General features: G+C 59.0%; 24 protein-coding genes. 15 read left to right on the top strand and 9 right to left on the bottom strand.

The genetic code is table 11. From position 1 onward, the window contains the following. The first annotated feature begins 252 nt into the window (after positions 1–252). Positions 253–912, top strand: coding sequence for an ATP-binding cassette domain-containing protein (locus ABJM03_RS06305; protein ID WP_348416456.1), 660 nt, complete (start codon positions 253–255; stop codon positions 910–912). Beyond that, complete coding sequence (locus tag ABJM03_RS06300) at positions 890–2563, top strand: capsule biosynthesis protein (protein WP_348416454.1); 1674 nt, start codon at positions 890–892, stop codon at positions 2561–2563. The genes ABJM03_RS06305 and ABJM03_RS06300 overlap by 23 nt, the downstream gene beginning before the upstream one ends. Before the next feature lie 115 nt (positions 2564–2678). Here the strand turns inward: ABJM03_RS06300 and ABJM03_RS06295 are convergent, their stop codons facing one another. The 7 genes from ABJM03_RS06295 to ABJM03_RS06265 form a co-directional block, all read right to left on the bottom strand. Then, positions 2679–4199, bottom strand: coding sequence for a glucan biosynthesis protein G (locus ABJM03_RS06295; RefSeq protein ID WP_348416452.1), 1521 nt, complete (start codon positions 4197–4199; stop codon positions 2679–2681). Beyond that, complete coding sequence (locus ABJM03_RS06290; RefSeq protein WP_348416450.1) at positions 4199–5440, bottom strand: OpgC domain-containing protein; 1242 nt, start codon at positions 5438–5440, stop codon at positions 4199–4201. The genes ABJM03_RS06295 and ABJM03_RS06290 overlap by 1 nt, the downstream gene beginning before the upstream one ends. Before the next feature lie 15 nt (positions 5441–5455). After that, positions 5456–6808 (bottom strand): tetratricopeptide repeat protein, encoded by a 1353-nt coding sequence (locus ABJM03_RS06285; RefSeq protein WP_348416448.1) that lies wholly within the window; start codon positions 6806–6808, stop codon positions 5456–5458. 212 nt (positions 6809–7020) lie between these two features. Beyond that, positions 7021–8229, bottom strand: coding sequence for a CoA transferase (locus tag ABJM03_RS06280; protein WP_348416446.1), 1209 nt, complete (start codon positions 8227–8229; stop codon positions 7021–7023). Then, positions 8213–9835: a thiamine pyrophosphate-binding protein gene (locus ABJM03_RS06275; RefSeq protein WP_348416445.1), complete on the bottom strand. Its 1623-nt coding sequence runs from the start codon at positions 9833–9835 to the stop codon at positions 8213–8215. Before ABJM03_RS06275 ends, ABJM03_RS06280 begins: the two co-directional genes overlap by 17 nt. 149 nt (positions 9836–9984) lie before the next feature. After that, positions 9985–10575 (bottom strand): GcrA family cell cycle regulator, encoded by a 591-nt coding sequence (locus ABJM03_RS06270; protein WP_348416443.1) that lies wholly within the window; start codon positions 10573–10575, stop codon positions 9985–9987. Between the two features lie 94 nt (positions 10576–10669). Then, positions 10670–11578 (bottom strand): DMT family transporter, encoded by a 909-nt coding sequence (locus tag ABJM03_RS06265; RefSeq protein ID WP_348416441.1) that lies wholly within the window; start codon positions 11576–11578, stop codon positions 10670–10672. Between the two features lie 285 nt (positions 11579–11863). Here ABJM03_RS06265 and ABJM03_RS06260 point away from each other — a divergent pair, with 285 nt between their 5' ends. From ABJM03_RS06260 to gndA, 4 genes are all read left to right on the top strand, one after another. Continuing rightward, positions 11864–13039, top strand: coding sequence for an aspartate aminotransferase family protein (locus ABJM03_RS06260; protein ID WP_348416439.1), 1176 nt, complete (start codon positions 11864–11866; stop codon positions 13037–13039). 75 nt (positions 13040–13114) lie between these two features. After that, positions 13115–14020 (top strand): ornithine carbamoyltransferase, encoded by a 906-nt coding sequence (gene argF / locus ABJM03_RS06255; RefSeq protein WP_348416437.1) that lies wholly within the window; start codon positions 13115–13117, stop codon positions 14018–14020. Beyond that, the gene (locus ABJM03_RS06250; RefSeq protein WP_348416435.1) at positions 13980–15008 is read left to right on the top strand and encodes a 2-dehydropantoate 2-reductase; all 1029 of its coding nucleotides are present in this window, start codon (positions 13980–13982) and stop codon (positions 15006–15008) included. The genes argF and ABJM03_RS06250 overlap by 41 nt, the downstream gene beginning before the upstream one ends. A 93-nt stretch (positions 15009–15101) precedes the next feature. Then, entirely contained in the window at positions 15102–16520 is a 1419-nt protein-coding gene (gene gndA, locus ABJM03_RS06245; protein WP_348416433.1) for an NADP-dependent phosphogluconate dehydrogenase, read from the top strand. Here gndA and hrpB read toward each other — a convergent pair. After that, on the bottom strand, positions 16517–18940 hold the full coding sequence (hrpB, locus tag ABJM03_RS06240; RefSeq protein ID WP_348416431.1) for an ATP-dependent helicase HrpB: 2424 nt from the start codon (positions 18938–18940) through the stop codon (positions 16517–16519). The two genes, gndA and hrpB, sit on opposite strands and share 4 nt — an antisense overlap. Positions 18941–19034: 94 nt before the next feature. On the opposite strand from hrpB, the gene meaB reads away from it, so the two are divergent. The 3 genes from meaB to ABJM03_RS06225 all read left to right on the top strand — a co-directional run bounded on the left by meaB (position 19035) and on the right by ABJM03_RS06225 (position 21029). Then, the gene (gene meaB / locus ABJM03_RS06235; RefSeq protein WP_348416626.1) at positions 19035–20018 is read left to right on the top strand and encodes a methylmalonyl Co-A mutase-associated GTPase MeaB; all 984 of its coding nucleotides are present in this window, start codon (positions 19035–19037) and stop codon (positions 20016–20018) included. Positions 20019–20153: 135 nt separating this feature from the next. Then, positions 20154–20453 (top strand): 50S ribosomal protein L28, encoded by a 300-nt coding sequence (gene rpmB, locus ABJM03_RS06230; protein ID WP_348416429.1) that lies wholly within the window; start codon positions 20154–20156, stop codon positions 20451–20453. A 99-nt stretch (positions 20454–20552) separates the two neighbouring features. Beyond that, a complete protein-coding gene (locus ABJM03_RS06225) occupies positions 20553–21029 on the top strand; it encodes a copper chaperone PCu(A)C (protein ID WP_348416427.1) in 477 nt (158 codons plus the stop codon). Here ABJM03_RS06225 and ABJM03_RS06220 read toward each other — a convergent pair. Further along, entirely contained in the window at positions 21026–21721 is a 696-nt protein-coding gene (locus ABJM03_RS06220) for an NAD-dependent deacylase (protein ID WP_348416425.1), read from the bottom strand. The genes ABJM03_RS06225 and ABJM03_RS06220 overlap by 4 nt on opposite strands. A gap of 145 nt (positions 21722–21866) precedes the next feature. Here ABJM03_RS06220 and ABJM03_RS06215 point away from each other — a divergent pair, with 145 nt between their 5' ends. The 6 genes from ABJM03_RS06215 (at position 21867) to ABJM03_RS06190 (ending at position 26226) form a co-directional block, all read left to right on the top strand. Continuing rightward, positions 21867–22754, top strand: coding sequence for a carbon-nitrogen hydrolase family protein (locus ABJM03_RS06215; protein WP_348416423.1), 888 nt, complete (start codon positions 21867–21869; stop codon positions 22752–22754). Between the two features lie 67 nt (positions 22755–22821). Next, on the top strand, positions 22822–23040 hold the full coding sequence (infA, locus tag ABJM03_RS06210; protein ID WP_005978431.1) for a translation initiation factor IF-1: 219 nt from the start codon (positions 22822–22824) through the stop codon (positions 23038–23040). A 42-nt stretch (positions 23041–23082) separates the two neighbouring features. Then, on the top strand, positions 23083–23661 hold the full coding sequence (locus ABJM03_RS06205; protein ID WP_348416421.1) for a Maf family protein: 579 nt from the start codon (positions 23083–23085) through the stop codon (positions 23659–23661). Beyond that, on the top strand, positions 23658–24683 hold the full coding sequence (locus tag ABJM03_RS06200; protein WP_348416419.1) for a ribonuclease E/G: 1026 nt from the start codon (positions 23658–23660) through the stop codon (positions 24681–24683). Before ABJM03_RS06205 ends, ABJM03_RS06200 begins: the two co-directional genes overlap by 4 nt. Next, the gene (gene yacG, locus ABJM03_RS06195) at positions 24680–24865 is read left to right on the top strand and encodes a DNA gyrase inhibitor YacG (RefSeq protein ID WP_348416417.1); all 186 of its coding nucleotides are present in this window, start codon (positions 24680–24682) and stop codon (positions 24863–24865) included. Before ABJM03_RS06200 ends, yacG begins: the two co-directional genes overlap by 4 nt. 452 nt (positions 24866–25317) lie before the next feature. Then, entirely contained in the window at positions 25318–26226 is a 909-nt protein-coding gene (locus ABJM03_RS06190; RefSeq protein WP_348416415.1) for a type IV pili methyl-accepting chemotaxis transducer N-terminal domain-containing protein, read from the top strand. Positions 26227–26257 lie beyond the last annotated feature (31 nt).

Here is a 26257-nt window from a genome sequence, read left to right as displayed (position 1 = left end):
ACTCAATAGTTAGCTGTTTACGGGTAGTTGCCAAGAGTGGCGCTGATGCTTGGCTGTTTGGTTGCATGTAAACAGCGGGCTGGCTGGGACGTTGCCTTATGCCGATCACAAGCAGGGCGGGCGCAGTTGCCGCATTGTACATTTGTTTCCTAATCGGACATAATATGGCCTAAATCGCTCAATACTAAATGCTATACCCTCCGTCAGAGGGGGCATGAACAACCTCGCTAATTGAGCCGGAGCAGGCGCGCAATGCTGGAATTTCGTAACGTTTCCAAGTCTTTCTGGACGGGCACACAGCACAAGGTTATCCTTGATCGTGCGTCCTTTCGGGTGGAGCTTGGTAAATCCATGGGCATTCTTGCGCCTAACGGGACCGGCAAAACGACTCTGATCAATATGATGGCCGGATTGGAAAAGCCGGACGAGGGCGAGATCGTGCGTGCTTGTAATATTTCTTTTCCCCTTGGTTTTATGGGGGGGGTCGTGAGCAAAGTCTCGGCTATGGAGAATGCACGCTATATCGCACGGCTATATGGGTTGGACCCTGATTACGTCGAAAGCTTTTGTCGCTGGCTGTGCGGCTTGGGCGAGTATTTTGATCAGCCGCTCGGGACCTACTCGGCGGGGATGCGCTCGCGGTTTTCCTTTGCGCTGATGTTGGCACTCGATTTTGATATTTATCTGATCGACGAAGGTATGCCATCCACTACGGATGTGGAATTTAACAAAAAAGCAGGGCAAATCCTGCAAGAACGCCTGCGCACGACCACGATTGTGATCGTGTCGCACCAGGCGGAAACGCTAGAAAAATTCGCACGCTCTGCCGCAGTTCTCGTGAACGGGCAGCTCAACGTTTTTGACAGCTTGGAAGAAGCGAAACGGATGTATGACTACCAAACCCAAAGCTAGAAAATTCCGCATCAAGCGCAGTCCAAGTACCGCGACCGAAGGGGAAGCCTCGAAGGCGGCGGCCACCCCTCGTGACGCCGAACCTGTCGAGGTGAAAGCGGCAGAGCGGCCTGATCCTGCGCCAGCTGCCACATCCGGTCAGGTTGATTCTGCGGCGCAGGTCAGCGGTGAACAGGATATGGATGCGATCCGTAGGGAGGGGCTGACAGGGCGCCAATTGCGCATGGCGCGGCGCGTCGCGCAAAAGCACGGGTTGCCCGCAACGTCGGATTTCGACGCTGTACGCCTGTTGCGTGCCAAAGGTATTGATCCGTTCCAACGTTCAAACATGCTTGAACTGGTTGTGCCGCAAGCAGGCGGTGCCCAGCATGAGGGCGGACCGGGCAATATGTTGGCGACCCTGCCGGGCCAAGAAGGCGGGGCCGGGACAGGTCGCGTACATCTTCCCCAAACAGTGCCTGCGGGCGGTGCCAACCTGCCGTCAACCGAGCTGAGCCCGATGGAACGGCGTACGCGCGAGATTTCGGAGATTCAAAAAGACATCACACGCCGCCGCCGCAAAAAGATGGGCTTGCTCATCGTGCGTTTGGCCTTTTTCGTGCTGATCCCGACGTTCTTTGCCGGTTATTATTTCTACAAAGTGGCGACACCGATGTATGCCACCGATAGCCAGTTTCTTATTATCCAGAACGAAGGCACAGGCGGGGCAAGCCCGCTTGGCGGTCTGCTGCCCACGCAATTTGCCAACTCGGCCGACAGCATTGCAACACAGGCCTATCTGCAATCCAAGGACGCGATGTTGCGATTGGACGAAGACGCCGGTTTCAAGGACCATTTTTCGGACGATTCTGTAGATCCGATCCAGCGTTTGGCTGAGGATCCTACAAACGAAGAAGCCTATAAGCTGTATAAAAAGAACGTCAAAATCGGCTATGATCCGACCGAGGGTGTGATCCGCATGGAGGTTATCGCCGCTGATCCACAGGTTGCGACCACCTTTTCAGAGCGACTGCTGAAATACGCCGAAGAGCGGGTCAACAACCTGAGCCAAGACAAACGTGACAGTGGTATGAGAGATGCCGAGATCGGCTATGAAAAAGCCGTGGCCGCGCGGCGCGATGCCCAGCAGCGTTTGATCGAATTGCAGGTGGAAAATGGCGTTGATCCCGAAGCGGTGATTGCCTCGATCCGCACACAGATCACCAACTATGAAACGCTGCTCATTGAAAAACAGCTCGAACTGGCGGCGCTTCTTGATAACGCGCGTCCGAACCGGGCAAAGGTCGAAGGGACGCAAGGTGATGTGCGCCGTCTTGAGGGGGCATTGGAGCAACTTAACAACCGGATGAACAACGCGACAGAGGGCAGTAACTCGTTGGCGAAACAGGCCGTGTCGTTGCAGTTGGCGCAGGCGGATCTGGTGAATGCGGATACCAATCTGCAACTGGCCCAGACAGGCCTAGAACAAGCGCGTACAGAGGCCAGTCGTCAGGTGCGCTATCTTACCGTTGCCGTGCGCCCCGTTCCCAGTCAGGAGCCCAGCTATCCTCGCAAGTTCGAGAATACGATCCTGGCCTTCCTGATCTTTGGCGGTATTTACCTGATGCTGTCGTTGACTGCTTCGATCCTGCGCGAACAGGTCACATCGTAAGGGCCAGATGCGTCGTCGCGAATTGAAACGCCCGCCAAGTTTTATCCTTGGCGGGCGTTTTGCATGTGGGGAAGGTCATGGTGACCGCATTAGCGTTTGCTGCGCTCGGCCTTGGCTACACAGTCCAGCGGTACAGCCAAACCTCGCTCGCAGGAGCGTTGGCAGCCCTGAGTTGCACGCGGAATTCAGCAAGCTTTGCGCCATCAGCATGGAAGGTAAAAGCCAAGCGGGGCCCGTTTGTCACGGGGTTACGCTGCACAATCGGGGGCGTTGCCCTGCCTGCGCTTGCCTTAAGGAACACGTCGAGGTCGCTTAGGTCTTCGGGGATGCTTTCGCTGTTTTCGAAATCTATTACGATGACCAGACCGCCCTCGGGCCGCCCGCCTATGGCAGTTTTAATAACACGCGCCAGCGTTTCGGAGTTCGGGGAGGGGTCCGCCCCCCATTGCAGCCTATAGCGCATGCTATGGGACGTACCGGCCTCGATCGGAGTGGAAGGGCGCCAATAGGTAACAATATTGTCGTAAATCTCCAGATCGGCAGGAATTTCAACCAGTGTCACAGCACCTTCACCCCAGTCACCACGTGGGGTGATCCAGACGGAAGGGCGGTTGTGATAGAGCGCCTCAAGGTCGTTGTAATCCTCGAAATCACGCTTGCGCTGCATAAGCCCGAAACCTTTGGGATTCAGATCACCAAAGGCACTGACTTGCAGGGTTTTGGGGTTGGCAAGCGGTCGCCAGATTTCTTCGCCGGCACCGTTGTGGATCATCAGCCCGTCGCTGTCATGTACATTGGGACGCCAGTCTGAAAACCGCGTGCGGTCCGTAGAGTCAAACAAGAACATGGATGTCAGTGGCGCTATGCCCACATGGGACAATTCGGTGCGGGCAAATATGGTCGCCTCTACTTCCATATTAAGAACCGGCCCATCGGTGATCTCAAAGCGGAATGCGCCGGTGCAACTGGGGCTGTCCATCAGCGCATGTAGGGTCACCGAGCCGCCTATTTTCTTGGGCTCTTCAACCCAGAAGGCGATGAAATCGGGAAACTCTTCGCCCGTCGGGTCAGCGGTCTTGAGCGCCAGACCACGTGCGGACAGACCATAGGTTTCACCTGTCCCAATCCCGCGGAAATAGCTCGCACCCTGAAAAACCGCATATTCGGTAAAATGGCCATTGTCGCGCAGGTCGGCCCGCAGGCGCAGGCCAGAGTAGCCCATATGCTCATTCAAGGGCAGATCGGGGAATTTGTCGGTGCGCGTAAACACATCCAGATCAAATTGCAGCGGACGCGCGCTGCCATCGGCCACTACATTGATTTCGACCGCGCGCGGAAAGTAGAGACCGGGAGGAAAGACATCAATGTGTTGGCTCAGGTCCGTGTCCGCCCAATAGGCATTGCGCGGATCGAACCAGATGCTGCGATATTCATCGTAACTGAGCTCTTGCCACGCTTGCGGAACGGTGGGGCGTGGCGTGAATTCTGACGTGGCAAGCTTGCGGGCCCGATTAAGGACGGTCTGTGCATTGAACGGCTTGGGGTCGCCTGTGCGTAGGCCGTTGCCCGATGCAAGCGATGCCGAAGGCACCGCAGCAAGAGCAGCCAATGCCTTTAGGACATCGCGGCGAAGCATTAGGGTTTGACCCGCCAGGGCTGTGACTTGAACCAGCCCGCGCCATAGGCTGCTGCAACCATGATGGCAGCACCGCCAAGATTAACAAGCAATGTCGTGCCGACCTCGCGCCCGACCAGATCCATCACAAAGCCCATGACACGTGCAGTAAACATCGACACGATAAACACAGCCAAAGATTGTTGGCCGACCTTGAGGATAATTTTGAGAAGCCCGCCCCAAGCCCGTGCAATCACACCGGTGCCCCGGGCCAGAAGGTTGTCTCCCTTGTCCCCTGCAATAAGCCACGCAAGATAGGCCAGCGCGAGGAAGTGGATATAGCGGAACAGTCCGAAATCACTTTTGTCGATCAGTGGTTTCAGGGCGACACGCGCATCAATGATAGGATTGCCGGTTTCGGTCACAAAGAACCAATCGCGTGCAATGGCCCGCACGCCGATGTTGCTCAGCGGGATGTTCAGAAGGACAACCGCAACAGCCAGTGCAATCAGTGCCGCATGCACGGGGGGCTTGGGAATCCAGCCGCGCATAAAGGCAAAACCCGTGAAAAAGATAAGCTGCCAGCCGAAGGGGTTAAAGAACCATGTCCGCGCTGACCACGGCTCGGCAGGGAGGGTCAGATGCAGGCCACCCATTAGCCATTCCTGTGCGGCCAGCCAGACTGCAATCATGAAAATAAAAACAAGACCCGTGTGCATGCGCTGAAGCCACATGACGATCGGCATCATCGCCAGAACGATCATATACATCGGCAGAATATCGAAATAATTCGGCACATAGGTCAGCGAGACCAACCCAAGCAGCTGTTGCCCCGGCTCGGCGAAAAACTTCCACAAATTGAGCGAGCCGATATAGGTGTTATCGTACCCCCCAATGCGGTCGATGCCTGCCAAAAGCGCAGCGATTGCAATGAAAAGCCCGATATGGGCCCAATAGACCTGCCAAATGCGGAAAAAGACCCGTGCAGTTCCCAGCAACCAGCCGGCGCGCTGATAGGTGCTGCCAAAGGCGATGGCAGAGGCCATCCCCGAGCAGAACACAAACATTTCAGTCGCATCTGAAAAACCCCAGCGCGCAGGGATCCATGACGTCAGAAAATTTCCGGGCGTGTGGGCGATCAGGATGATGAACATGGCGATGCCACGAAAGAAATCCAGTCTAAGGTCACGTACGCGGGGTGCAGCGGTCGGCGCCGCCGCGCGAATAGGCGCGGCAGTCGCTTGGGTCGCAGTCGTCGTCATTGGCAAAGCGTCCAGTTATTCGGCCGCAATATCGCGTGCCGTGTTCAATCGTTCAAATCGTGTTGCGGCAAACCGGTCGATATGGCCGCCACGTTGCTTGAGACGATCGTGCAGGATAGCTTTTGTGGCGTCGTAATAGCCTGCGCGCAGGCCCGCATCGATTGTCATACGCTCGAATACATCACGCTGTGCATAACTGCCACCAATTGTTGGCATCAAAGGGCGCGCTGCCGCAAGGTTAAGGAAGGCCGTATCATATTTGCCTTCGGAAAATGCGTTCAATCCGGCAAGCGCCGCGGTGCCGGGCGCATCTACACGCGCTGCCATATCTGTTGATTTGGCGCAGTCGCGGGCAAAGCGCGCGGTCATGGCATCACGTGCCGGACCACGGTCCGCGCCCGTCAGGGCCAGCAGATAGTGGAGATCGGCAAACACAAGGCAGCCGTCTTCAACACGGTTCTCGGAAAAATCAGCCAGTTCTTCCCAGCGCGGGCCGATGTCCATACCTTCCAGTTCCAACCGCATCAGCAAGGATGTCGCATTCGAGATGTCGCGGTAGTCGTCGGTTTTATCGGCGCGGATTTGTGCGTCATACAGCCCCAATGCCACGTCGAATTCGCCGCGCTCGATGTGCAGCAGCGCCTTATGCCACCAGACGTGATAGCGGAAGTTGTTGGAGCCTTCCCACGCGGCTGTGTTGCCTTCGATCAGGGCAATGCCATCCGCTGCGCGGGCAGTCATGTCGCAAACATGGGCCACAGCGTGCAAGCCCCACGCATCATCGGGCGCAAACATCAGCCCACGACGGCCGATACGTTCGGCCTGCTCATAGTCGCCGGTTTCCTCCAGCGTGAAGGCATGGCAGCCCATCAAGTAGCCGACGCAAGGGTGGCTATTGTTATGGGCGGGCAGGACGCGTTCGATCGAGCGGCGCATGCCGGCACTATCGCCCAACATAAACCGGATGCCATGGCTCAACTTGGCCGAAAGCGTATCATGGGGCAGTGCGCTGAGAACTTCTTCGACGCAGGCGATGGCCCCGGTCGGGCTCCCTTCGAGCCAGCGGGCCAGCGCATTGATCCATCCGGTCTCGCGCATGGTGACAGGTGTGTTTTGTGCAGCAGTACGCGCTGCGGCCAATGCGGCATGTGCAGGCGCGATGACTTCGGCGCGGCCGGTCATCAGGCAGAACAATCCGCGCGCCGCGTGACCCATAGCAAAGTCGGGCTCTTCGTCCATTGCGCGGCCCAAATGTACAGGCGTCTCTCTGCCATGCGATAGAAGGCCGTGTATTACGCCGTTCCATGCCTCAAGCGCTACAGAGGAGGTCAGGGTTACGGGACAGCCGCAAATATCGTTTTTAATCACAGTTTCAGCACCTTTACATCAGGCTGGAGCACCACAGGGTGCCTACCAATACGCTTTCTATTTAGCGCATATTATAGTTTTGCGTCAGGGTATGAGGCCATCTCACACGTCAACGTGAAGTTTCCAAGGGGATTTTGTGAGCAAATGTTTCAAACCTGCAGCGGGAAGTTGCAATTATTCGGAATTAAGCGAAAACACGCCGAAAATCACGCCTATTTCAGAGGTTTAACGGCTAAAAATTCATCTAAAACGGCCTCAGTATCCTGTCCGAAACGGGGTGGCGGGCGCTGATATTTCACCGGAGTTGCCGAAAATTTAAGCGGATTTCCCAAAAGCGACACCGACCCGCCCTCAATTCCTTCAACAGCAACCTGTTGCACACTGCCGCGCGCTTGTGCCTGATCAGACCTCAGCGCTTGTGCAACTGTATTGATCGGACCAGCAGGAACTTTAACCGCACGCAATGCGTCCAGCAGTGCGTCCTTTTCCCAACCAAGTAGTGCGGGACGGAGGTGCTCTATCAATGCCAAGCGGTTAGTGATACGCGCCAGATTAGTGGTGTAATCTGGGTTTTCGGCCAGCTCGGGCAGGCGAATAACATCGCAGAACCGCGCAAATTGGGAATCATTACCCACCGCCAGCAGGAAGTGACCATCGGACACTTCAAAGGCATCATAGGGAACAATATTGGGGTGCGCATTGCCGCGCCGCACGGGCAATTCGCCCGAGGTGAGATAGTTCAGGCCTTCGTTGATCAGCCATGCCATCTGCGTATCGACAAGGGCAAGCTCGACATGCTGGCCTTCACCGGTTTGGTCGCGGTGGCGCAACGCGGTTAGAATCCCGATGGTGGCATACATGCCGCACATCACATCGGCGATGCCCACACCTACTTTGGTCGGAACGCCGTCAGGTTCACCGGTGAGGGACATGATCCCGCCAAATCCTTGGGCCATCAGATCATAGCCGGGTCTTTCGCGGTTCGGGCCGGTTTGCCCGAAACCCGAAATAGAACAATAGACCAGACCGGGGTGGGCGGCGCAGAGGGTTGCATGGTCCAACCCGTATTTAACCAGCCCGCCGGGTTTGAAGTTTTCGACAACCACATCGGCGCGCGCGGCAAGGCGTCGGATGATATCCTGACCTTCCGGAGTGGCGATATCTACCGCGACCGAGCGTTTGTTCCGGTTGGCCGCCATAAAATATGCAGACAGGTCCGAGGCGCTGCCGTCTTCGTTGCGGGCATAATTGGGCCCCCAGCCGCGCGTATCATCGCCGCCGGTCTTGGGGTTTTCGATCTTGATGACCGTGGCACCCAGATCTCCGAGCATTTGCGTGGCGGTGGGACCTGCAAGGATGCGGGTCAGGTCAAGGATCACCAACCCGTCAAGCGCGCCTTTGGTCTCAGATGATGCCATCATAGGCCCCTCGCTCGATCATACAGGCAATGACTGTAAACGTGTCAGCGGTCTGCGCGGCCTGCAAAGCGGCTGTGAGCTCTTGGCGGGAACGTACTGTATGACCGGCCCCGCCAAAGGCCTGACCCATGGCGGCGAAATCATGCAGACCGAAATCAACAGCGGCATTGCGCAATTGACGCTGGCGCTGTTTCAGCTCGATCAGGGCAAGGGAGGCGTCAACAAAGACGATAAAGATCGGTTTGACTTTGAGTTCGGCTGCGGTGGACAGCTCGCCTGCAATCATCAGAAAGCCGGCGTCGCCGGAAAAAGAGACAACCGTGCGATCAGGGGCGCAAACGGCGGTGCCGATTGCCAGCGGCAATGCGCAACCCATAGTGCACAGAGCCGAGGATTGCAGCAGCCCGCGGGGCTGGGTGCAGGTCCACATCTGGCTCAGCAGAATACGGTGCGCGCCGCTGTCGGCTGTGGCGATGACATCATCGGGCAGCACTTGGGCGCAGGTGTCCACAATGGCAGCCGGACCCCACTCGCTGTCGGTAGGGAAGGCTGTGGCCAGCGCGGATTTGGCTGCCGCGATTTCGCCCTTTGGCCATGTGTCTTGCGAGGCGAGGCCGTCACTAATAGCGGCAAGGCTGGCCGCGCATTCTGCGATGATGTTCAAACCCGCCTGATGCATATAGTGGTGGTTCGGCTCTGCCGTGATGTCGATTACATTGGTTTCGCGCGGATCCCAGATGTCACGCCAGCCGGGGCGCATCTCAATCGGGTCATAGCCCACGCACAGGATCAGGTCAGCCTGCTGCACGAAGGGCACCAGCACGCCATCGGCACGCGGAGAAAGGCCCGCACCGCCCAAGGCGAGCGCGTGTCGCTCATCTAGCAGGCCTTTGGCCTTATAGCTCGTGATTACCGGAATATTGAAGCGTTCTGCAAAGGCGGTCACTTCTGCGCCCGCGCCTTCGTTCATTGCATCCACGCCCACAATCATCACGGGGCGCTTGGATGCCGTCAGCCATTCGCGTGCGGTTTGCAGGGCTGCGCCTGCCGGAGCGGTGGCTGAGGCCGCGGCACGCGGGGCAGGTGGGGTTGCCGAAACAGAGGCGTCAGCGACAGAAATCGGCACGTCAATATGCACAGGGCCGGGCCGCCCTTCCAGCGCGATGCCCACGGCCTTGTCGGCCATTACATGGGCCGCTGCCGCATCCAGACGGAAGCTCGCCTTGGTGATGGGGCGCAGGACGGCGTGTTGGTCCAGTACTTGGTGGGTGTAGGTTTCGGCCTCTGCCGCGTCGACACAGCCCGAGAGAACGATCAGCGGCACGCGGTCTTGTTGTGCGTTGGCGACCGAATTGATCCCGTTCAGGATACCGGGACCGATGGTGGCCACCATAATACCGGGCGCGCCGGTCTGATGCCATGCGGCCTCGGCCATAAAGCCGGCGGCGTTTTCGTGTTTGCACAGCCCAAATGTGATGCCGGCAGCCTCCAACGCATCCACAATCGTAAGCACCTCGCCTCCCGGCATCCCAAAGGCATGGCGGCAACCGGCGGCATAAAGACGCCGCGCGAGGGCGTCGGCGGCACGAATAGGAGAAGCAGAAGACATAGGTGACCTATTTATGAGATGTTATGCAGCACAAACCACGCACCATGCAGCATCGCAACTCAAGATCACGTGGTAATTATTTCACCGGCCTGCCGCAAACTGCCTCGGAATTCATCACGAGTGGTCTGCGGCCGGCTTTATTCGCGACCTCAGCGGCGGCGGTCGCGTCGCGCGCTCATTGGCTGGAATGCCACGCCAACATGCGCCTCACAATAGGGTTTGCCCTGTTTGACGGGCAGGCCGCAGAACCAGAAATCTTCGGTCGCGGGGTCACCAACAGGCCATTTGCAGGTCCGCTCGGTCAGCTCCATCAAGCTCAGCTTTTTGGCCTTCTTCTCGATCTCGTTGACCTTGGCGAGGGCCTCTGGGCTGATTTCGTTGGCAGAGGGCTGCGGGGGCAGGGGTTGGCCTGCGGGAATGATCTGGTTGCGCGGTGGGCGCGGGGTGTTGGGTGCAATCGCGGGCTCTGTCTTGAGCTCGGGCTTGGTCGAGACGGGCTTTTCCTCGGGCTCGACCGGTGCGGCTTTGGCCTTGGGGGCGGGCTTTGGTGCGGCTTTTGCCTTGGGCTCAGGCTTGGCGGCGGCACCGGTTGTGGTGCGGTTGGACAGGCCCAAACGGTGCACTTTGCCGATCACGGCGTTGCGTGTCACGCCGCCCAGCTCTTTGGCGATCTGGCTTGCGGACTGGCCTTCGCCCCACATTTTCTTCAAAATCTCAACGCGGTCATCGGTCCAGGACATGGAAGCTTCCCTAGTGTAAAAAGCGGCCCGCAGAGGACCGCTTTGTCAAATTAATCGAAGCCATTGTAATGGCTGTGGCGGGAGGTGCAAGGCATCACGGGGATGTGGACGGCACTGGTGCCCGCTTTTTCAGCCGCGCCTCACGCATTGCCAGCCAAAGCGCGCCCGCCAGAATGATGCTTGCGCCGATATATGTGACCGCATCGGGGCGTACGCCGTAGAAGGCCGCGTCATACAATGCGGCAAAGACAAGCGTCGCATAGCTGAACGGCGCGACAAAACTGGCATCCGCCCGCGCCATGGCATTTACAAAACAGGTTTGGGCCACAGCCATACACAAACCGATCCCTGCCAACAGCGCCCATTGCGGGGCTGTCGGCATCTGCCAGACAGAGAGCACGGCACAGGATGCGATCATCAGCCCGATCATGTTATTGACCAGCAAAATCTGGAACGGGTTTTCCCGCCCCGCGAGTTTCTTGATGAAAATGAGCTCTAGCCCCATCACCACGGCAGCAGCCAGTGCCAGAAGGGCAGTGGGTTGGAAACTGGCCGGTGTCGGGCGTAGCAGCACCAACGCACCAACCAGCGCCAGCCCTGCCGCAGACCAGCGTACAGGGCCGACTTTTTCGCCCAGCAGCGGGATGGCCAACATCATGCCGAACACAGGATTTAGAAACGAGATCGCCGTGGCATCCGCCAGCGGGATGAACGCAACCGACGCAAACATCAACGTCACGCCACCCCAGCCGAAAGTGGTGCGTGCAATATGCAGCCGCCAATGGGGTGTCGTGAGCTTGGGGCGCAGGAAGGCTGCGACCGTACTCAACGCGATAAACGCAAATAGAAACCGGCCGTGGCTGATCTGAAGTGGATGAAGCGGCGGGCCGTAGCCGTTAGTGCCCAGTCCCTTGGCCATCAAAGTAGTCGCGGCGATAAAGCTCGCGGCGAGCGTAATCAGTGCAGCAGCAACCGCGTTGCTTTGGGGTTTGGGAGTAAACATGGAGTTGCTATGGCGCGGATCGCGGGGCCGCACAAGCTGTGGTGAACTCTGGTCTTGCAAATATGGTCGCAGGCGTTAGAAGTTAGGCCATGACACATGAGATGAACATCCGACGACGCCGCAACTGATTTGCCGCCCGCTGCCTGCTTTCCAAGTAGGCGACACCTGATGTCTGTGTGACCCACCCCCGCTATAACCTGCTTGACCCGCCGCATCACCCGTGGCCTTTTGGCTTTTTGCGGTCCGGTATTTGAAAACCACTACACTCCCGAAAGGATACCCCAGATGATCACGTCTGTCCTGCCTACCTATTCCCGCGCACCTATGAGCTTTGTCAAAGGCGAAGGTTCCTGGTTGATCGAGGCGGATGGCCGACGTTTCCTGGACCTCGGAGCCGGTATTGCCGTGAACGCGCTGGGCCATGCACATCCGGCCCTGACGGCGGCGCTGACCGAACAGGCCGGCGCGCTTTGGCACACCTCGAACCTGTATAACATCCCCCAGCAGACCGCGCTGGCGGACAAGCTGGTTGCGGAAACATTTGCCGACACGGTGTTTTTCACCAACTCCGGCACCGAAGCCTGCGAGCTGGCGGTGAAAATGGCGCGCAAGTATTTCTATGACAAAGGGCAGCCGGATCGGGTCGAGATTATTACCTTCTCGGGCTCCTTCCATGGCCGCTCTGCTGCGGGAATCGCGGCGGCAGGGTCGGAGAAGATGACCAAAGGCTTCGGCCCGCTGTTGGGCGGCTTCAAGCACCTTGAATTCGGGGATCATGAGGCGCTCGAGGCAGCCATCACCGAAAACACATGCGCTGTGATGGTCGAGCCTGTGCAGGGCGAGGGTGGTATTCGCCCGCTGTCTGACGCTTGCCTCAAAGGGATGCGGGACCTGTGTGATGAACATGGTATTCTGCTGATCCTCGACGAGGTGCAATGCGGCGTGGGCCGGACAGGTAAACTGTTTGCGCATGAATGGGCGGGTGTTGCTCCGGACATCATGATGGTTGCCAAGGGCATCGGCGGCGGCTTTCCTCTGGGTGCGGTTCTTGCCACCGAAAACGCGGCCAGTGGCATGACCGCAGGCACCCATGGCTCGACCTATGGTGGCAACCCGTTGGGCTGTGCCGTGGGGCTTGCGGTGATGGATATCGTCTCTGACCCCGTGTTTCTGGCAGAGGTGAACCGCAAGGCGGGTCTCCTGCGTCAGAAGCTCGAAGGGCTTGTGGCCGCCCATCCAGATGTATTCGAAGCCGTGCGCGGCGCAGGCCTGATGCTGGGTCTGAAATGCAAGATTGCACCGATTGACTTTGTGAACGCCGGATATGACGCCGAAGTCATCTCTGTACCTGCGGCGGACAATGTCGTGCGCCTGCTGCCGCCGCTCACCATTACCGACGAGGAAATTGCCGAGGCGGTGACCCGTCTTGACCGTGCTGCTTCCACATTAGGCGCGGACTGACCTCCAGCCTGTTTTAAACCCGCCATCGGGAGGCCATGCCTCGCGATCAGGACCTATCCAGCAAAGACTTGACCTATGAACCACTTTTTAGACATCCATCAAACAGACCCGTCCGCCTTGCGCGACATCATCGACAGCGCTAATGCGATGAAAACGGCCCGTGCAGGCAAGCCGCGCGGCGCGCAGGACGCAGAGCAGCCGCTCAAAGACCATATGGTTGCACTGATTTTTGAAAAACCATCGACCCGTACGCGGGTGTCATTCGATGTCGGTGTGCGCCAGATGGGCGGACAGACTATGGTATTATCGGGTGCCGATATGCAGCTTGGCCACGGCGAGACCATTGCGGATACGGCCCGCGTGCTGTCGCGCTATGTCGACCTGATTATGATCCGCACGTTTGAAGAACAGACATTGCTGGAGATGGCCGAATACGCGTCTGTGCCGGTGATCAACGGGCTGACCAACCGCACGCATCCCTGCCAGATCATGGCTGACATCATGACCTTTGAGGAACATAACGGCCCCATCAAAGGCAAGCGCGTAGTCTGGTCCGGCGATGGCAACAACGTCTTTGCCAGCTTTGCCCATGCGGCGAAACAATTCGATTTTGATCTGGTGTTTACAGGGCCCGACACATTGCAGCCCGAAGCAGCGCTTGAAGGGTATTATACCACAATTCGCGATCCGCATGAGGCTGTGTTGGGGGCGGATTTGATCGTCACGGACACATGGGTTTCCATGCATGATCCGCAATCCGCGCGCGAGCGGCGGCATAACCAGTTGCGCGGCTATCAGGTTAACGAGGCGCTGATGGCCAAGGCTAAACCGGATGCGTTGTTTATGCATTGCCTGCCTGCGCACCGCGACGACGAGGTGACAAGCGCGGTGATGGATGGCCCGCAGTCGGTGATCTTTGACGAGGCTGAAAACCGTCTGCATGCGCAAAAGGCCGTCATGCGGTGGTGCCTTGGGAAATAGCCAGCCCCACATCGTGATTGCCGGGGCGGGTGCTATCGGCTGCTATGTGGGCGGATTGCTTGATCACGCAGGCCACCACGTGAGCTTTTTGGGGCGGCCGCGTATTCTGGACGAGGTCCGCAAGGCGGGCCTACGTCTGAGCGATTATGGCCGTGGCGAAGTGTGGCGCGCGCCGGGTCGGCTTGACCTGCGAGAGGATGCAGAGGTGCTGGCCACGGCAGATATTATTCTGGTTTGCGTTAAATCCTCGGCCACGGCGCAGATGGGGGAAATGATCGCGGCCCATGCGCCCGATGCTGCCATTGTGATCAGCCTGCAAAACGGGATGGGGCACGCGGACACGCTGCGCGCGCAGTTGCCGGATCATGATATCCGCGCCGGTATGGTGCCTTTCAATGTGGTGCCTTTGGGGGAGGGTCGCTTTCACCGCGCAACCAGCGGGGACATCGTTATCCCCGCAGGTGCGGGCGAAGTTGCCGGTATGATCAGCGTCGAAGGGCTGCGCGTGACGCAAAGTGATGCGATCGAGGCGGTGCAGTGGGGTAAATTCCTGATCAATCTCAATAACGCGCCCAATGCGCTGTCGGGGCTAACGCTTCAGGAGCAGTTGCTGGACCGCGACTGGCGGCGTTTGATGGCCGATCAAATGGCCGAGGCGCTGGGCGTTTTGCGGGCACATGGCTGCGCGATACGGTCTACGACACCCGTACCTGCAGGGCTGGTGCCACATATCTTGCGCCTGCCGACACCGCTGTTTCGCCGGATCGCGGCAAGGATGCTGACGATTGACCCCAAGGCGCGAACTTCGATGGCCTATGGCCTGATCGGGGGCAGACCAACCGAGATAGATGCCCTGCAGGGGGCGGTTATTGCGATGGGGCAGGCGAAATCGATTCCCACGCCGCTGTGCAGCGCGATCCACGCTGCAGTGAAGCGGGCCGAGCAATCGGGGCTGGTGCCGCAAACTCCGGACAGTTTTCGCAGATAACCTTTCGCATCCGCTTGCGCCCTTGTGCTGCTTCCTGCATTTTGCGCGCGTCGGCCATCCCGCCGGTGATGCCTCAGCCGGAAGGACCCTCTCATGACAGAAACGAAAGCCGATATTGGTGTTTACGGGCTGGGTACGATGGGCAGTGCGCTCGCGCTCAACCTGGCAGAGAACGGGTTTCGTGTGGCCGTGACCAATCGCGAAGCCGATTGGATCGACGATTTTGTTAAAGAAGAGGCTGCGCTGTCGGGGTCGTTCATTCCTGCGCAGACGCTTGAAGCCTTTGTTGCCGCGATCAAGGCACCGCGCACGATTTTGTTTATGATCCCGTCCGGCGATCCCGTCGATGCGATGATCGAGGCGGTGCTGCCGCTGTTGGGAGAGGGCGACACGATCATTGATGGCGGCAATTCCGATTTCCATGCCACCCGCCGCCGCTTTGAACAGCTTGAAGGCACAGGTGCGCATTTTGTGGGCATGGGGGTGTCCGGCGGCGAATACGGCGCACGGCATGGCCCGTCGATGATGGTCGGTGGCACAACCCACAGCTGGGAGCAGCTCAAACCGATGGCCGAAGCCATTGCGGCAAAGTTTAATGGCGAACCCTGTGTGGCGCATCTGGGCCCTGACGGGGCAGGGCACTTTGTCAAAACCGTGCATAACGGGATTGAATACGCCGATATGGAGATGATCGCCGAGGTCTATAGCCTGCTGCGCGATGGTGCGGATTGGGAGGCCGCCCGGATCGGCAAGTTGTTCGAGGACTGGCAGGAGGGGCCGCTGGCGTCTTACCTGATGGAAGTAAGCGCTGCGGCTTTGCAATACGTAGATCCTGTCACAAACAAACCGATGGTCGACGCGATTGTGGATCAGGCCGGACAAAAAGGCACGGGACGCTGGACCGTGATCGAGGCGCTTAAGATGGGTCAGTCGGCCAGTGCGATCGAGGGGGCTGTTGGCGCAAGGGGGTGGTCGGCGGAGCGTGCCATGCGCGGCGTGGCTGAAGACATCCTTCCCTCGGTCACCCTGAAGGAGGGTGCGATCCCCTCGAATGACGATCTGGCGTCTGCCTTGCTCGCAGGGCGTATTCTGAGCCACGCACAGGGTTTTCGCATTCTGACAGCCGCCTCGGAAGAGTTCGACTGGGCGCTGGATCTGGCTCGAATTTCCGAGATTTGGCGTGCTGGCTGCATTATCCGCTCGGCTTTGCTGGATGATTTCGCAGAAGCGTTTCGCGGTGAGTTGCCGCATGGCCATCTGATCCTTGCCCCAGCGATGGTTGAGGTGTTGGAGAAAACCATTCCCGCGCTGCGCCGTACGGTGGGGGCCGGTGTCGCAAAGGGGATCGCCCTGCCTTCGCTTTCGGGTGCTTTAGCGTGGTATGACAGCATTCGCCGTGCCCGTGGTGCCACGAATCTCATTCAGGCCCAGCGCGACTTTTTTGGGGCGCACGGGTTTGAGCGGCTGGACAGCGACGGTAGCTTTAATGCCGACTGGCCGCCTTTGGCCTAAGTGCCGCGAGGTTTGGCGCGCAGGGTCGGATCGGCGCTGCGCGGGTCTTCGGGCCACGGGTGGCGCGGATAGCTGGCGCGCATGTCCTTGCGGACATCCGCATAAGAGCCATCCCAGAAACCGGGTAAATCCATAGTGACCTGCACCGGGCGCTGGGCAGGCGACAGCAGCGTGACCTGCAAAGGCTGGCCCGCAACTGAAGGATGGCGATTCACGCCGAACATTTCTTGCAGACGCACCGCAATTTGTGGGGTTTCTCCGTCGTAATCAATGGCAATGCGACGGCCCAGCGGGGTCTCGAAATGCGGTGGGGCGATTCGGTCCATCAGCTGCTGCTGATCCCAATCCAGCCGTGCGCGCAACGCGGGCAGCAGATCGAATTTCTTCCAGTCAGCCGTGCTGCGGGTGGTGCCCAGATGTGGCAGCAGCCAGTCTTCTCGCGTGGCCATGAGGGTTTCTTCGGAAAAATCGGGGAACCCATCATGCGCGGCAAGCAGGGTCGCACGGCGCAGGAAACGTGCTGCTGCCTTATCTGGGCGCAGGCCAAGCTGGGCCACGCCCTCGAGCATGGCGCGGGCGACGGATTCTTGTGGGGCGTCGCTCCAGGTGCGGTCATCCAGCACCAGCGCACCAAAGCGTTCCTGCTTTCGTGTCTCGACCCGCCCTTCGCGGCGCGACCATGCGCAATGGTCATGCCATGCGATCTGATCCGCAAAGGCGGCGCGCAGGGCGCTTTCGGACAGCGGGGTGCCCATACGAATGCGGGCCTCTCGCGGGTCGCCGTCCAGATCAGTTGCCACAATCAGCCGCGCTCCGGCCAGCGGGTCACCGTCAGGGGCAATCGCGCCTTTGCCCCCTGAAAGGACAAACCGCGCCGCATCGCCGGTGCGGCGCAGGCCGATCCGGTCAGGGTAGGCAAGCGCAGCCAATGTGCCAATGTCGGTTGGGCCGTCTTTTGCCGTTGAGCGTGACAGGCGCTTGGCCTCTTGGCGGATGCGCGCGATCGTGGCGTGGTGGACCTCACCCGGTCCGCGCTCACCTGCCACTGCGCGCATGCGGTGGATCAGATCCAGCGGAGCCCCCCGCAACGGATCACGTTCGGCCAGCAGGGCGGCAAGCGTGGCCGCAGGCGGGCCGCCACGGGTGACCATATGGGCAAGGCGCGGATGCAGGGGCAGCTTGGCCAGCTTGCGCCCGTGCGCCGTGATACGGCCCTGTGCGTCAAGTGCATCGAGCATTTGCAGTAGCGCCTGTGCCTCTTGCAAACGACCTGCATGGGGCGGGGTGACAAAGGCCAGATCGCCAGCCTGAGCCCCCCACAGCGCCAGTTCCAGCGCAAAGGCACTCAAATCGCCGCTCTCGATTTCGGCAGGCGGGTAGGCGGCCAGCGCGCCGTCCTCGCCTTTGGTCCACAGCTTGTAGGCCACGCCTTCGCTCATCCGGCCCGCGCGGCCCGCACGCTGGGTTGCCTCGGCTTGGGTGACGCGGGTGGTGATCAGGCGCGACATGCCGGAGGCCGCGTTGAATTCCGCCCGCCGCGCGCGGCCACCGTCCACAACGATGCGGATGCCCTCGATGGTCAAAGAGGTTTCGGCGATGGAGGTCGCAAGCACAATCTTGCGGCCGGTTTTCGCCGGTTGGATCGCGCTGCGTTGGGCTTTGAAGTCCATCGCGCCAAACAGCGGTGCGACAGTGCAATCCGGGGGCACCTGCCGCGATAGCAGGCTTTCCACGCGCCTGATCTCGCCCTCACCGGGGAGGAATACCAAAGCCGAGCCACCTTGCTCGTTCACCGCCTTAAGCACCAGATCTGTCACAGCCTGCTCATATCGCAAGGTCTTGGGCAATGGTTTGTCCAACCAGTGTGAGGTCACCGGAAAGCTGCGCCCTTGTGAGGTCACAACGGGCGCTTGCATCAAGGTTCCTACGGGGGCGGCGTCCAATGTGGCGGACATCGCCACGAGCAGCAGATCATCGCGCAGGGCCCCCGCGATCTCAAGGCACAGCGCGAGCCCCAGATCGGCATTGAGCGAGCGTTCGTGAAATTCGTCAAAGATCACCGCACCTATGCCCGGCAGTTCCGCGTCATCCTGTATCATGCGTGTCAGGATGCCTTCGGTCACCACTTCGATACGGGTGGATTGCGAGACCGCAGAGGCGCCGCGCACACGGTAACCGACGGTTTCGCCAGTCTGCTCACCCAGGGTTTGGGCCATCCGCTCGGCGGCGGCGCGGGCGGCGAGGCGACGGGGCTCCAGCATCAGGATGCGCCCTTTGGTCAAACCTGCCTTTAGCATGGCCAGCGGTACGCGGGTGGTCTTACCTGCGCCGGGAGGGGCTTGCAGAACCAGACGGCCCTCGGCGCGCAGTGCGCTCAGGACATCGGGGATGACGGCATCTATGGGGAGCTTGGGGTGCATGTGGCCCTTATCAGGGTTCGGCACGCAGGGGGCAAGGCTGGACATTCACGGCGCAGGGCGTGAAAAACAGATAGTCGGGACGCGGGGACGGTTGATGAACATCACGGATATGGCAGAACGGATCAAACGCGGAGAGCGCCGCGCATTGGCCCGTGCGATCACGCTTGTTGAAAGCGGTCGCGCAGACCACCGCGTGCAAGCAACCGAGCTGTTGGCCGCGCTTGGCACTGACCGGGAGGCCTTGCGGATCGGGTTATCGGGCACGCCGGGTGTCGGGAAATCAACTTTTATCGAGAGCTTTGGCCTCATGCTGACACAGCAGCAAGGGTTGCGTGTGGCGGTGTTGGCTGTTGATCCCAGTTCGGCCCGCTCGGGCGGGTCTATCCTTGGTGACAAGACCCGTATGGATTTACTGAGCCGCGATCCCAATGCCTTTATTCGCCCGTCGCCCAGCCAGACGCATCTTGGCGGTGTCGCACAGCGCACCCGCGAGGCGGTCGCGCTATGCGAGGCGGCAGGGTTTGATGTGGTGCTGATCGAAACGGTTGGCGTGGGCCAATCCGAGACAGTTGTCGCGCAGATGTCGGATCTGTTTTTGTTGCTACTGGCCCCTGCAGGCGGAGATGAGCTGCAAGGTGTCAAACGCGGCATCATGGAAATGGCGGATGTGATTGTGATCAACAAGGCGGACGGCGATCTGAAGGCCACAGCCACGCGCACTCAGGCTGATTATGCCGGCGCGTTGCGCCTGATGCGCAAACGTCCGCAAGACCCCGATGGTTATCCATGTGCGATGACGGTTTCCGCGCTGGAACAACGGGGGCTTCCCGAGGTGTGGGATAGCCTCAAGGAGTTGTCGGACTGGCGCCTGCAAGCGGGGTTCTGGGATGCCACACGCAGCCGTCAGGCGCGCTATTGGTTCGATGATGCGGTGAGAACCGCGTTGCTTGCACAGCTTGAAACCCCTCAGGCCAAGGCGGCCCTTGCTGCTTTGGGCGACGCGGTGGCGCAGGGCGCGCAGGAACCTGCGGCAGCCGCGGCAGCATTTGTGCGTGATTTACAGACCTATGGGGGATAAAGCCGCATCTGCGGGTTGACCCGCGTGGCGATTCCACCTAAAGCCTGCGAACCAATTTACGGGCTGCCGGTGGTGTGGCCTGATTAGCTGTGGTGCACGAAACGCGGTGCCACGCCGAACCAAGAGGATGAACCCATGTCGCGCCGTTGCGAATTGACCGGAAAAGGCCCGATGTCGGGCAACAACGTATCTCACGCCAAGAACCGCACACGTCGTCGGTTCCTGCCAAACCTGAATGACACCACGCTTCAGTCCGAATCGCTGGGCCGTGGCTTCAAACTGCGTATCTCTGCTGCTGCTCTGCGCAGCGTTGATCACCGCGGTGGTCTGGACAAGTTCCTGGCAAAAGCGAAAGACACCGAGCTGTCTGACAACGCGTTGAAGATCAAAAAAGCCATCGCCAAATCCGGCGCGGAAGCTGACGTTCTGTCCTGAACGCCGCTGCGTTAAATGATTGAATGACCCCGACCTGACCGCAGGGCGGGGTCATTTTCGTTTCAAGGCGTAGTTTTCCAGTAGTGAAGAGGGATCAGGATGAAACACCCGAAAATGCCTATGGGCCTTATCGTATTTTTCGCGCTTGCCTCAGTTGTTATGGCGGTTGTTACTGTCAAAATATCTCCGCTGGATCAAAGCAACGCGACTATTGTGGTGCAAGAACCTTACCTGCGCAGCAGCCTGCCCACATCCACTTCGGCGGCGGCCTTTATGGTGCTGCGCAACCAGACGGGGCGAGATGACCGGTTGGTTGCCGTGCGCTCGAATCTGCCCGGCCGTGTCGAGCTCCACAGCCATAGCGAAGATGCGAATGGTGTGATGCGAATGGGCGTGATCCAGGGTGGGGTGGCGTTGAAAGATGGCCAAGCCCATGCGTTTGCCCGAGGCGGGGATCATCTGATGTTTACCGGCCTTGATGCGCCGCTTGAACAGGGCGACACCGTGACGGTCACCTTGGTGTTTGAAGAGGCCGGCGAGGTCGAGATCACTGTGCCGGTTGATCAGACCCGCTAGGCGTCGGTCAGGACGCTATCAACCCATGCCGGCACGGTCTGGGTGGCGGGGCCCATCAAGGCTTTGGCAAACTGGGAGCCGACGGCAGATGGTTCGAGGTTGATTTCCAGCGTTGCAGCGCCGGCGCGGGCGGCTTCGGCAACAAAACCGGCGGCGGGATAGACATTGCCCGAAGTGCCGATCGCGACAAACAGATCAGCCTGCGATAACTCTGCAAAGATGCGGTCCATTTCATAGGGCATTTCACCGAACCACACGATATCGGGGCGGGCCCTTGGTGCCGCGCAACGGGGGCAGCTTTCGGCCACATGCATTTGTAAGGGGGCGGGCCATCGGTGGTCGCAGGCCCCGCAAAGGGCAGAGTTAAGCGCGCCGTGCATGTGGATCAGGTTCCGGCTGCCGCCCCGTTCATGCAGGTCGTCGACGTTTTGCGTCACCAGCAACACATCTCCTGCAAATTCGCGTTCCAGCCGCGCCAGCGCTTTATGCGCAGCATTCGGTTCTGCCTGTGCCGCATCGGCACGCCGGCCGTTATAGAAAGCGACCACCTTTGCGGGATCGTGTTCAAATCCTTCGGGGGTGGCCACATCCTCGACCCGATGCTGCGCCCATAGGCCCGTATCCGCGCGAAAGGTTTCAATGCCGCTTTCGGCGGAAATACCCGCGCCGGTGAGAATGACGATGTTGCGCATGGGCGGCTCCGGTTGGTGCAAGTGCATGTGCATGTAGGCTACAAAACATGACCACGGGCGTCGAGGGGATAACCCGCCCTCTTGCTGCGGCGGCGTGCAGGGGGCAAGTTGCCCAAATCACCTCACCCCCGTTCAGGAGACCACCATGAAAATCGCTACCGCTGCCTACCCGCTTGATGTGCTCGAAACCTGGGCGCAATACGCGGAAAAGACCGCCGCATGGGTCGCCGAAGCCGCAGGACATGGGGCGGATCTGTTGGTGTTTCCCGAGTATGGCGCGATGGAGCTTGCCACGCTGGATGGTATGGCCGTGGCGGGGGATCTGGCTGCGGCGACGCGGTCCGTGTCTGATAAGCTGGGGGAAGGGGATGCGCTTTATGCCCGCCTTGCCGCGCAGTTCGGTGTGCATATTGTCGGCGCATCGGGGCCTGCGTTTGTGGCACAGGGATTGGTGAATAGGGCGCGTTTGATTACACCGGACGGCCAGATCGGCGTGCAGGACAAACAGATCATGACCCGCTATGAGCGCGATATCTGGGGTATGGTTGGGGGCTGCCCTTTACAGGTGTTCGACACGGCTATCGGGCGCATCGGTATTCTGATCTGTTATGACAGCGAATTTCCCCTGCTGGGCCGAGCCTTGCAAAGCTGTGATGTCATTGCCGTGCCGAGCGTGACCGAAAGCCTTGCAGGATATTGGCGGGTGCGGACGGGGTCGATGGCGCGCGCGCTTGAGAATCAATGCGTAACGGCCATGGCCTCGGTGGTGGGGCAGGCTGATTGGACCGATGCCTTGGGCACCAGTTTTGGTGCAGGCGGTGTGTTTTGCCCGCCCGATACAGGGTTCCCACCGACCGGCGTTCTGGCCGCAGGCGCGCTGTCTGTGCCCGGTTGGACCTATGCGGATATTGATTTACAGGCCATTTCGCATGTCCGCGCAGATGGCGTTGTGTTGAACCGGACGCATTGGGATGAGCAGCTTGGGCGCGACGCTCCTGCGTTAAATATGCCTCTAGGGCTTATCTCCTCTTGAAAATCGGCGCGGATACGCTCATTTAGGCGCGAGTCCCCATCTCGGGGACGTATTTACAGGAGAGACCATGGCCAAGGAAGATACGCTCGAATTTCCCGGTGTCGTCAAGGAACTCCTGCCGAATGCGACGTTCCGGGTCGAGCTTGAAAACGGCCATGAGATCATCGCACATACGGCAGGCAAAATGCGCAAGAACCGCATTCGTGTTCTGGCAGGTGATAAGGTACAGGTTGAAATGACCCCTTATGATCTGACCAAAGGCCGGATTAACTACCGTTTCAAATAAACCGTGCCCCGCCCGCCCAGCAGGCCGGGCGAGGAGTTGCCTATGACATTCATCCTCGGATCAGGATCACCGCGCCGCAAGGAATTGTTGGCGCAAATTGGCGTTTTTGCTGATGATATCCGCGCACCGGATATTGACGAGACCCCGCATAAGGCAGAGTTGCCGCGCCCCTATTGTGCCCGTATGGCGCGCGAAAAGGCTGCGGCTGTGCCATGTGATGCCGATGATATTGTCTTATGTGCAGATACGACCGTGGCCCTCGGTCGCCGTATTTTGGGCAAGCCTGACGATCGCGCACAGGCCGAACAGTTTTTGCGTGCCATGTCGGGGCGGCGGCACAAAGTGATTACAGCAGTTGCTGTGAAACGCGGTGACAAGCTGTGGGAGCGCGACGTGCAAAGCACGGTGCGGATGAAATCCCTCTCTGATCAAGAATTGCAGGCCTATCTTGATACCGGTGATTGGCAGGGCAAGGCGGGCGGCTATGGTATTCAGGGACCGGCGGCTGTGTTGATCCCGTGGATATCGGGGTCGTTCACCGGCATCGTTGGTCTGCCATTGGCTGAAACCGCAAATCTGCTGCGTGCGGCGGGCTACCCCTTATATGGAGAAGGCGCATGAAGGGCCGGACAATTATCCTCGATCACCTTGGCGATGTAGAGGCCGCGGCCCTCATGGTGGATGGGCAGCTTGATGATTTGCTGATTGATACCCCCGAAGCGCCGCGCGTGGGCACGGTTTACCGCGCCATCGCGGACCGGCCGGTCAAAGGGCAGGGGGGGATGTTCCTCAAAACGCCTGATGGCTCTGCCTTTTTACGACAGATCAAAGGGCTTGCGCCGGGACAGCCTATTCTGGTGCAGGTCACCGGTTTTGCCGAAGACGGCAAGGCGATCCCTGTGACCTCTAAGATCCTGTTCAAGAGCCGCTATGCGATTGTGACACCGGATGCGCCTGGGTTGAACATCTCGCGTTCGATCCGGGATGAGGCAGAGCGGGACCGCCTGCTGGAAATCGCGCATGAGGCGATGGATGGGGCATCGTTCGGTCTTATCCTGCGGTCCTGCTGTGCGGGTGCCGACGATGACGAGATCGCCGAAGACATCACCGCGATGCTGACGCTTGCGCGCACGCTTCTGGGGGATGATGGCAACGAGATGGAAACGCTGGTCGAGGGCGACGGTCCTCATGTGCTGGCTTGGCGTGATTGGGTTGAACCTGCCGAAGTCGTGACCGAGGCAGGCGGCTTTGAAGCTCATGCGGTGCTGGATGCGCTGGACCTGCTGAGTGAAGCCTATGTCGGACTGTCTGGCGGGGCCAGTATGTATGTTGAGCCGACGCGCGCGCTGGTTGCTGTGGATGTGAATACGGGCAGGGATGTATCACTTGCTGCGGGGATCAAGGCGAACATGGCCTGCGCCCGTACCCTGCCTCGTGCGCTGCGGTTGCGCGGGCTTGGGGGGCAGATCGTGCTGGATCTGGCACCTATGCCGAAAAAGGACCGCCGCCCGTTCGAGACAGCCCTGCGCGCAGCCTTCAGGGCCGATGGCGTCGAGACAACCCTTGTCGGGTGGACCCCGCTGGGCCATTATGAATTACAACGCAAGCGTGCCCGCGCGCCGCTAGGGGACCTGATGGCATGAGCTGTCCGATATGTTCTGACGAGACAGATAAGAAATATCGCCCCTTCTGTTCGCGGCGCTGCGCGGACATTGATTTGGCGAAATGGTTTTCAGGCAGCTATGCGACCCCTTCGCAAGACCCTGATGATATTGAAGACGTGTTAAATGCGGTCGAACAACAACAGGACCAGAAGCCTCATTAACGTTTTGAGAGCATCTGGTTGATCAGCCGGCTCCGCGCGGCTCCGGCAGAATCGCTTGTCCATTTTCACCCCATGATTTCCTCTTTTAGGTAAAGATTCGCATGAGTTTTGTGTCTTGGGGCTGTGCTGACGTGTAATGTCAGGGATTATAGGGTCTGTAAGTTGTTGAATTTAAGTAATAATAAAAGAATTTTTCAATTTAAATAGTACTCTGATTTTTGATCGGGTAGCTGTATTGTCGATCTACAATTTGCATATGATAGCTCCAAAGGCGCTAAATGTAGTGGCTGTGTATAGGTGAAATCCACCTGTGAATTGCCCTTCGGACGCGTGAATAGATGTCATGCAACAAAAGCACTGAGGGGGAATTTGTCCATGAGAATACCAAAGAACGCCAGCCGGATTTGTGCCAATTGGCCTATCACATCCCTTCTCAATCCAAGCGAGGCAGCATGAAAAATATCTCTGACAAGACAGCCCCGAATGCACAAAAACTCGCGGTTGCCACTGCGGTCATGGCTGCGGGCGCGCTCGCGTTCAGCCCTTCGCAGGCTGCCGCTGCGATTGATATCAGCCACAAGATCAAGATCGCCGGCGATTTACGGATGTTCACACAGCGCATGGGCCTCGCGGTTGCGTTTGTCATGCTGGATGTCGAAAAAGACCATTATCTGGCAGTTCTGCGTGATGAGTATTCCGAGTTCGAGGTGGACATCGCGGCGCTGCGCAACGGCGATCCGCTGTATCAGATGGCCCCGGAGGAAAATAAACTGGTGCTGGAGGCGATCAATACGGTTGAATTCGGTTGGTCGATCCTTGGGCCTCAGCTCAAGGATGTGATTGATGCGGGCGCTGTTGATGATGCGCATTTTACTAAAATAGAGAAGGTGAACACGCAGGTCATGACATTGGCCGACAGCCTGATCCACCGCATATTGACCGAGTATAAAGACAAGCTACCGCTTGATCTGGCCTATCAGATTGACATCGCCGGGGTTCAGCGAACCCTGTCACAAAAGATGATAAAAGAGGCCATTCTGGTCGCGCTCGAATTCGAGGTCGAGGCCCACCATGAGATGTTGGTAGGGTCCACGCAGTTATTTCAGTTCGGTCAGGACAAGCTGGCCGGTAAGATGCTGCACAACGAGCATATGTTGCCCGCTCTCGAGGGAGAGCTGGCGGCGCAGCTGGAAAATTCCAAAGCGGAATGGGCAAAGCTGAAGCCGATTTTGGAAAAGCTGGACCAATCCCATCAAATGGACGGGGACGACGCACATCAACTGGCTGCCGAGGCGGACAAGTTGCTTGAGGTTTATGATGCAATCCTTGCGCTGCTGATCAAGGAAGCTGAATTGGTTTGAGAAATAAACCCGGCCCCTGCGCCGCTAATTT

It is taken from the genome of Sulfitobacter sp., from assembly GCF_039977885.1.
Taxonomy (GTDB): domain Bacteria; phylum Pseudomonadota; class Alphaproteobacteria; order Rhodobacterales; family Rhodobacteraceae; genus Sulfitobacter.
The sequence above is the reverse complement of the archived record's forward strand: the minus strand, read 5'-3'. Positions and strand labels throughout refer to the sequence as shown.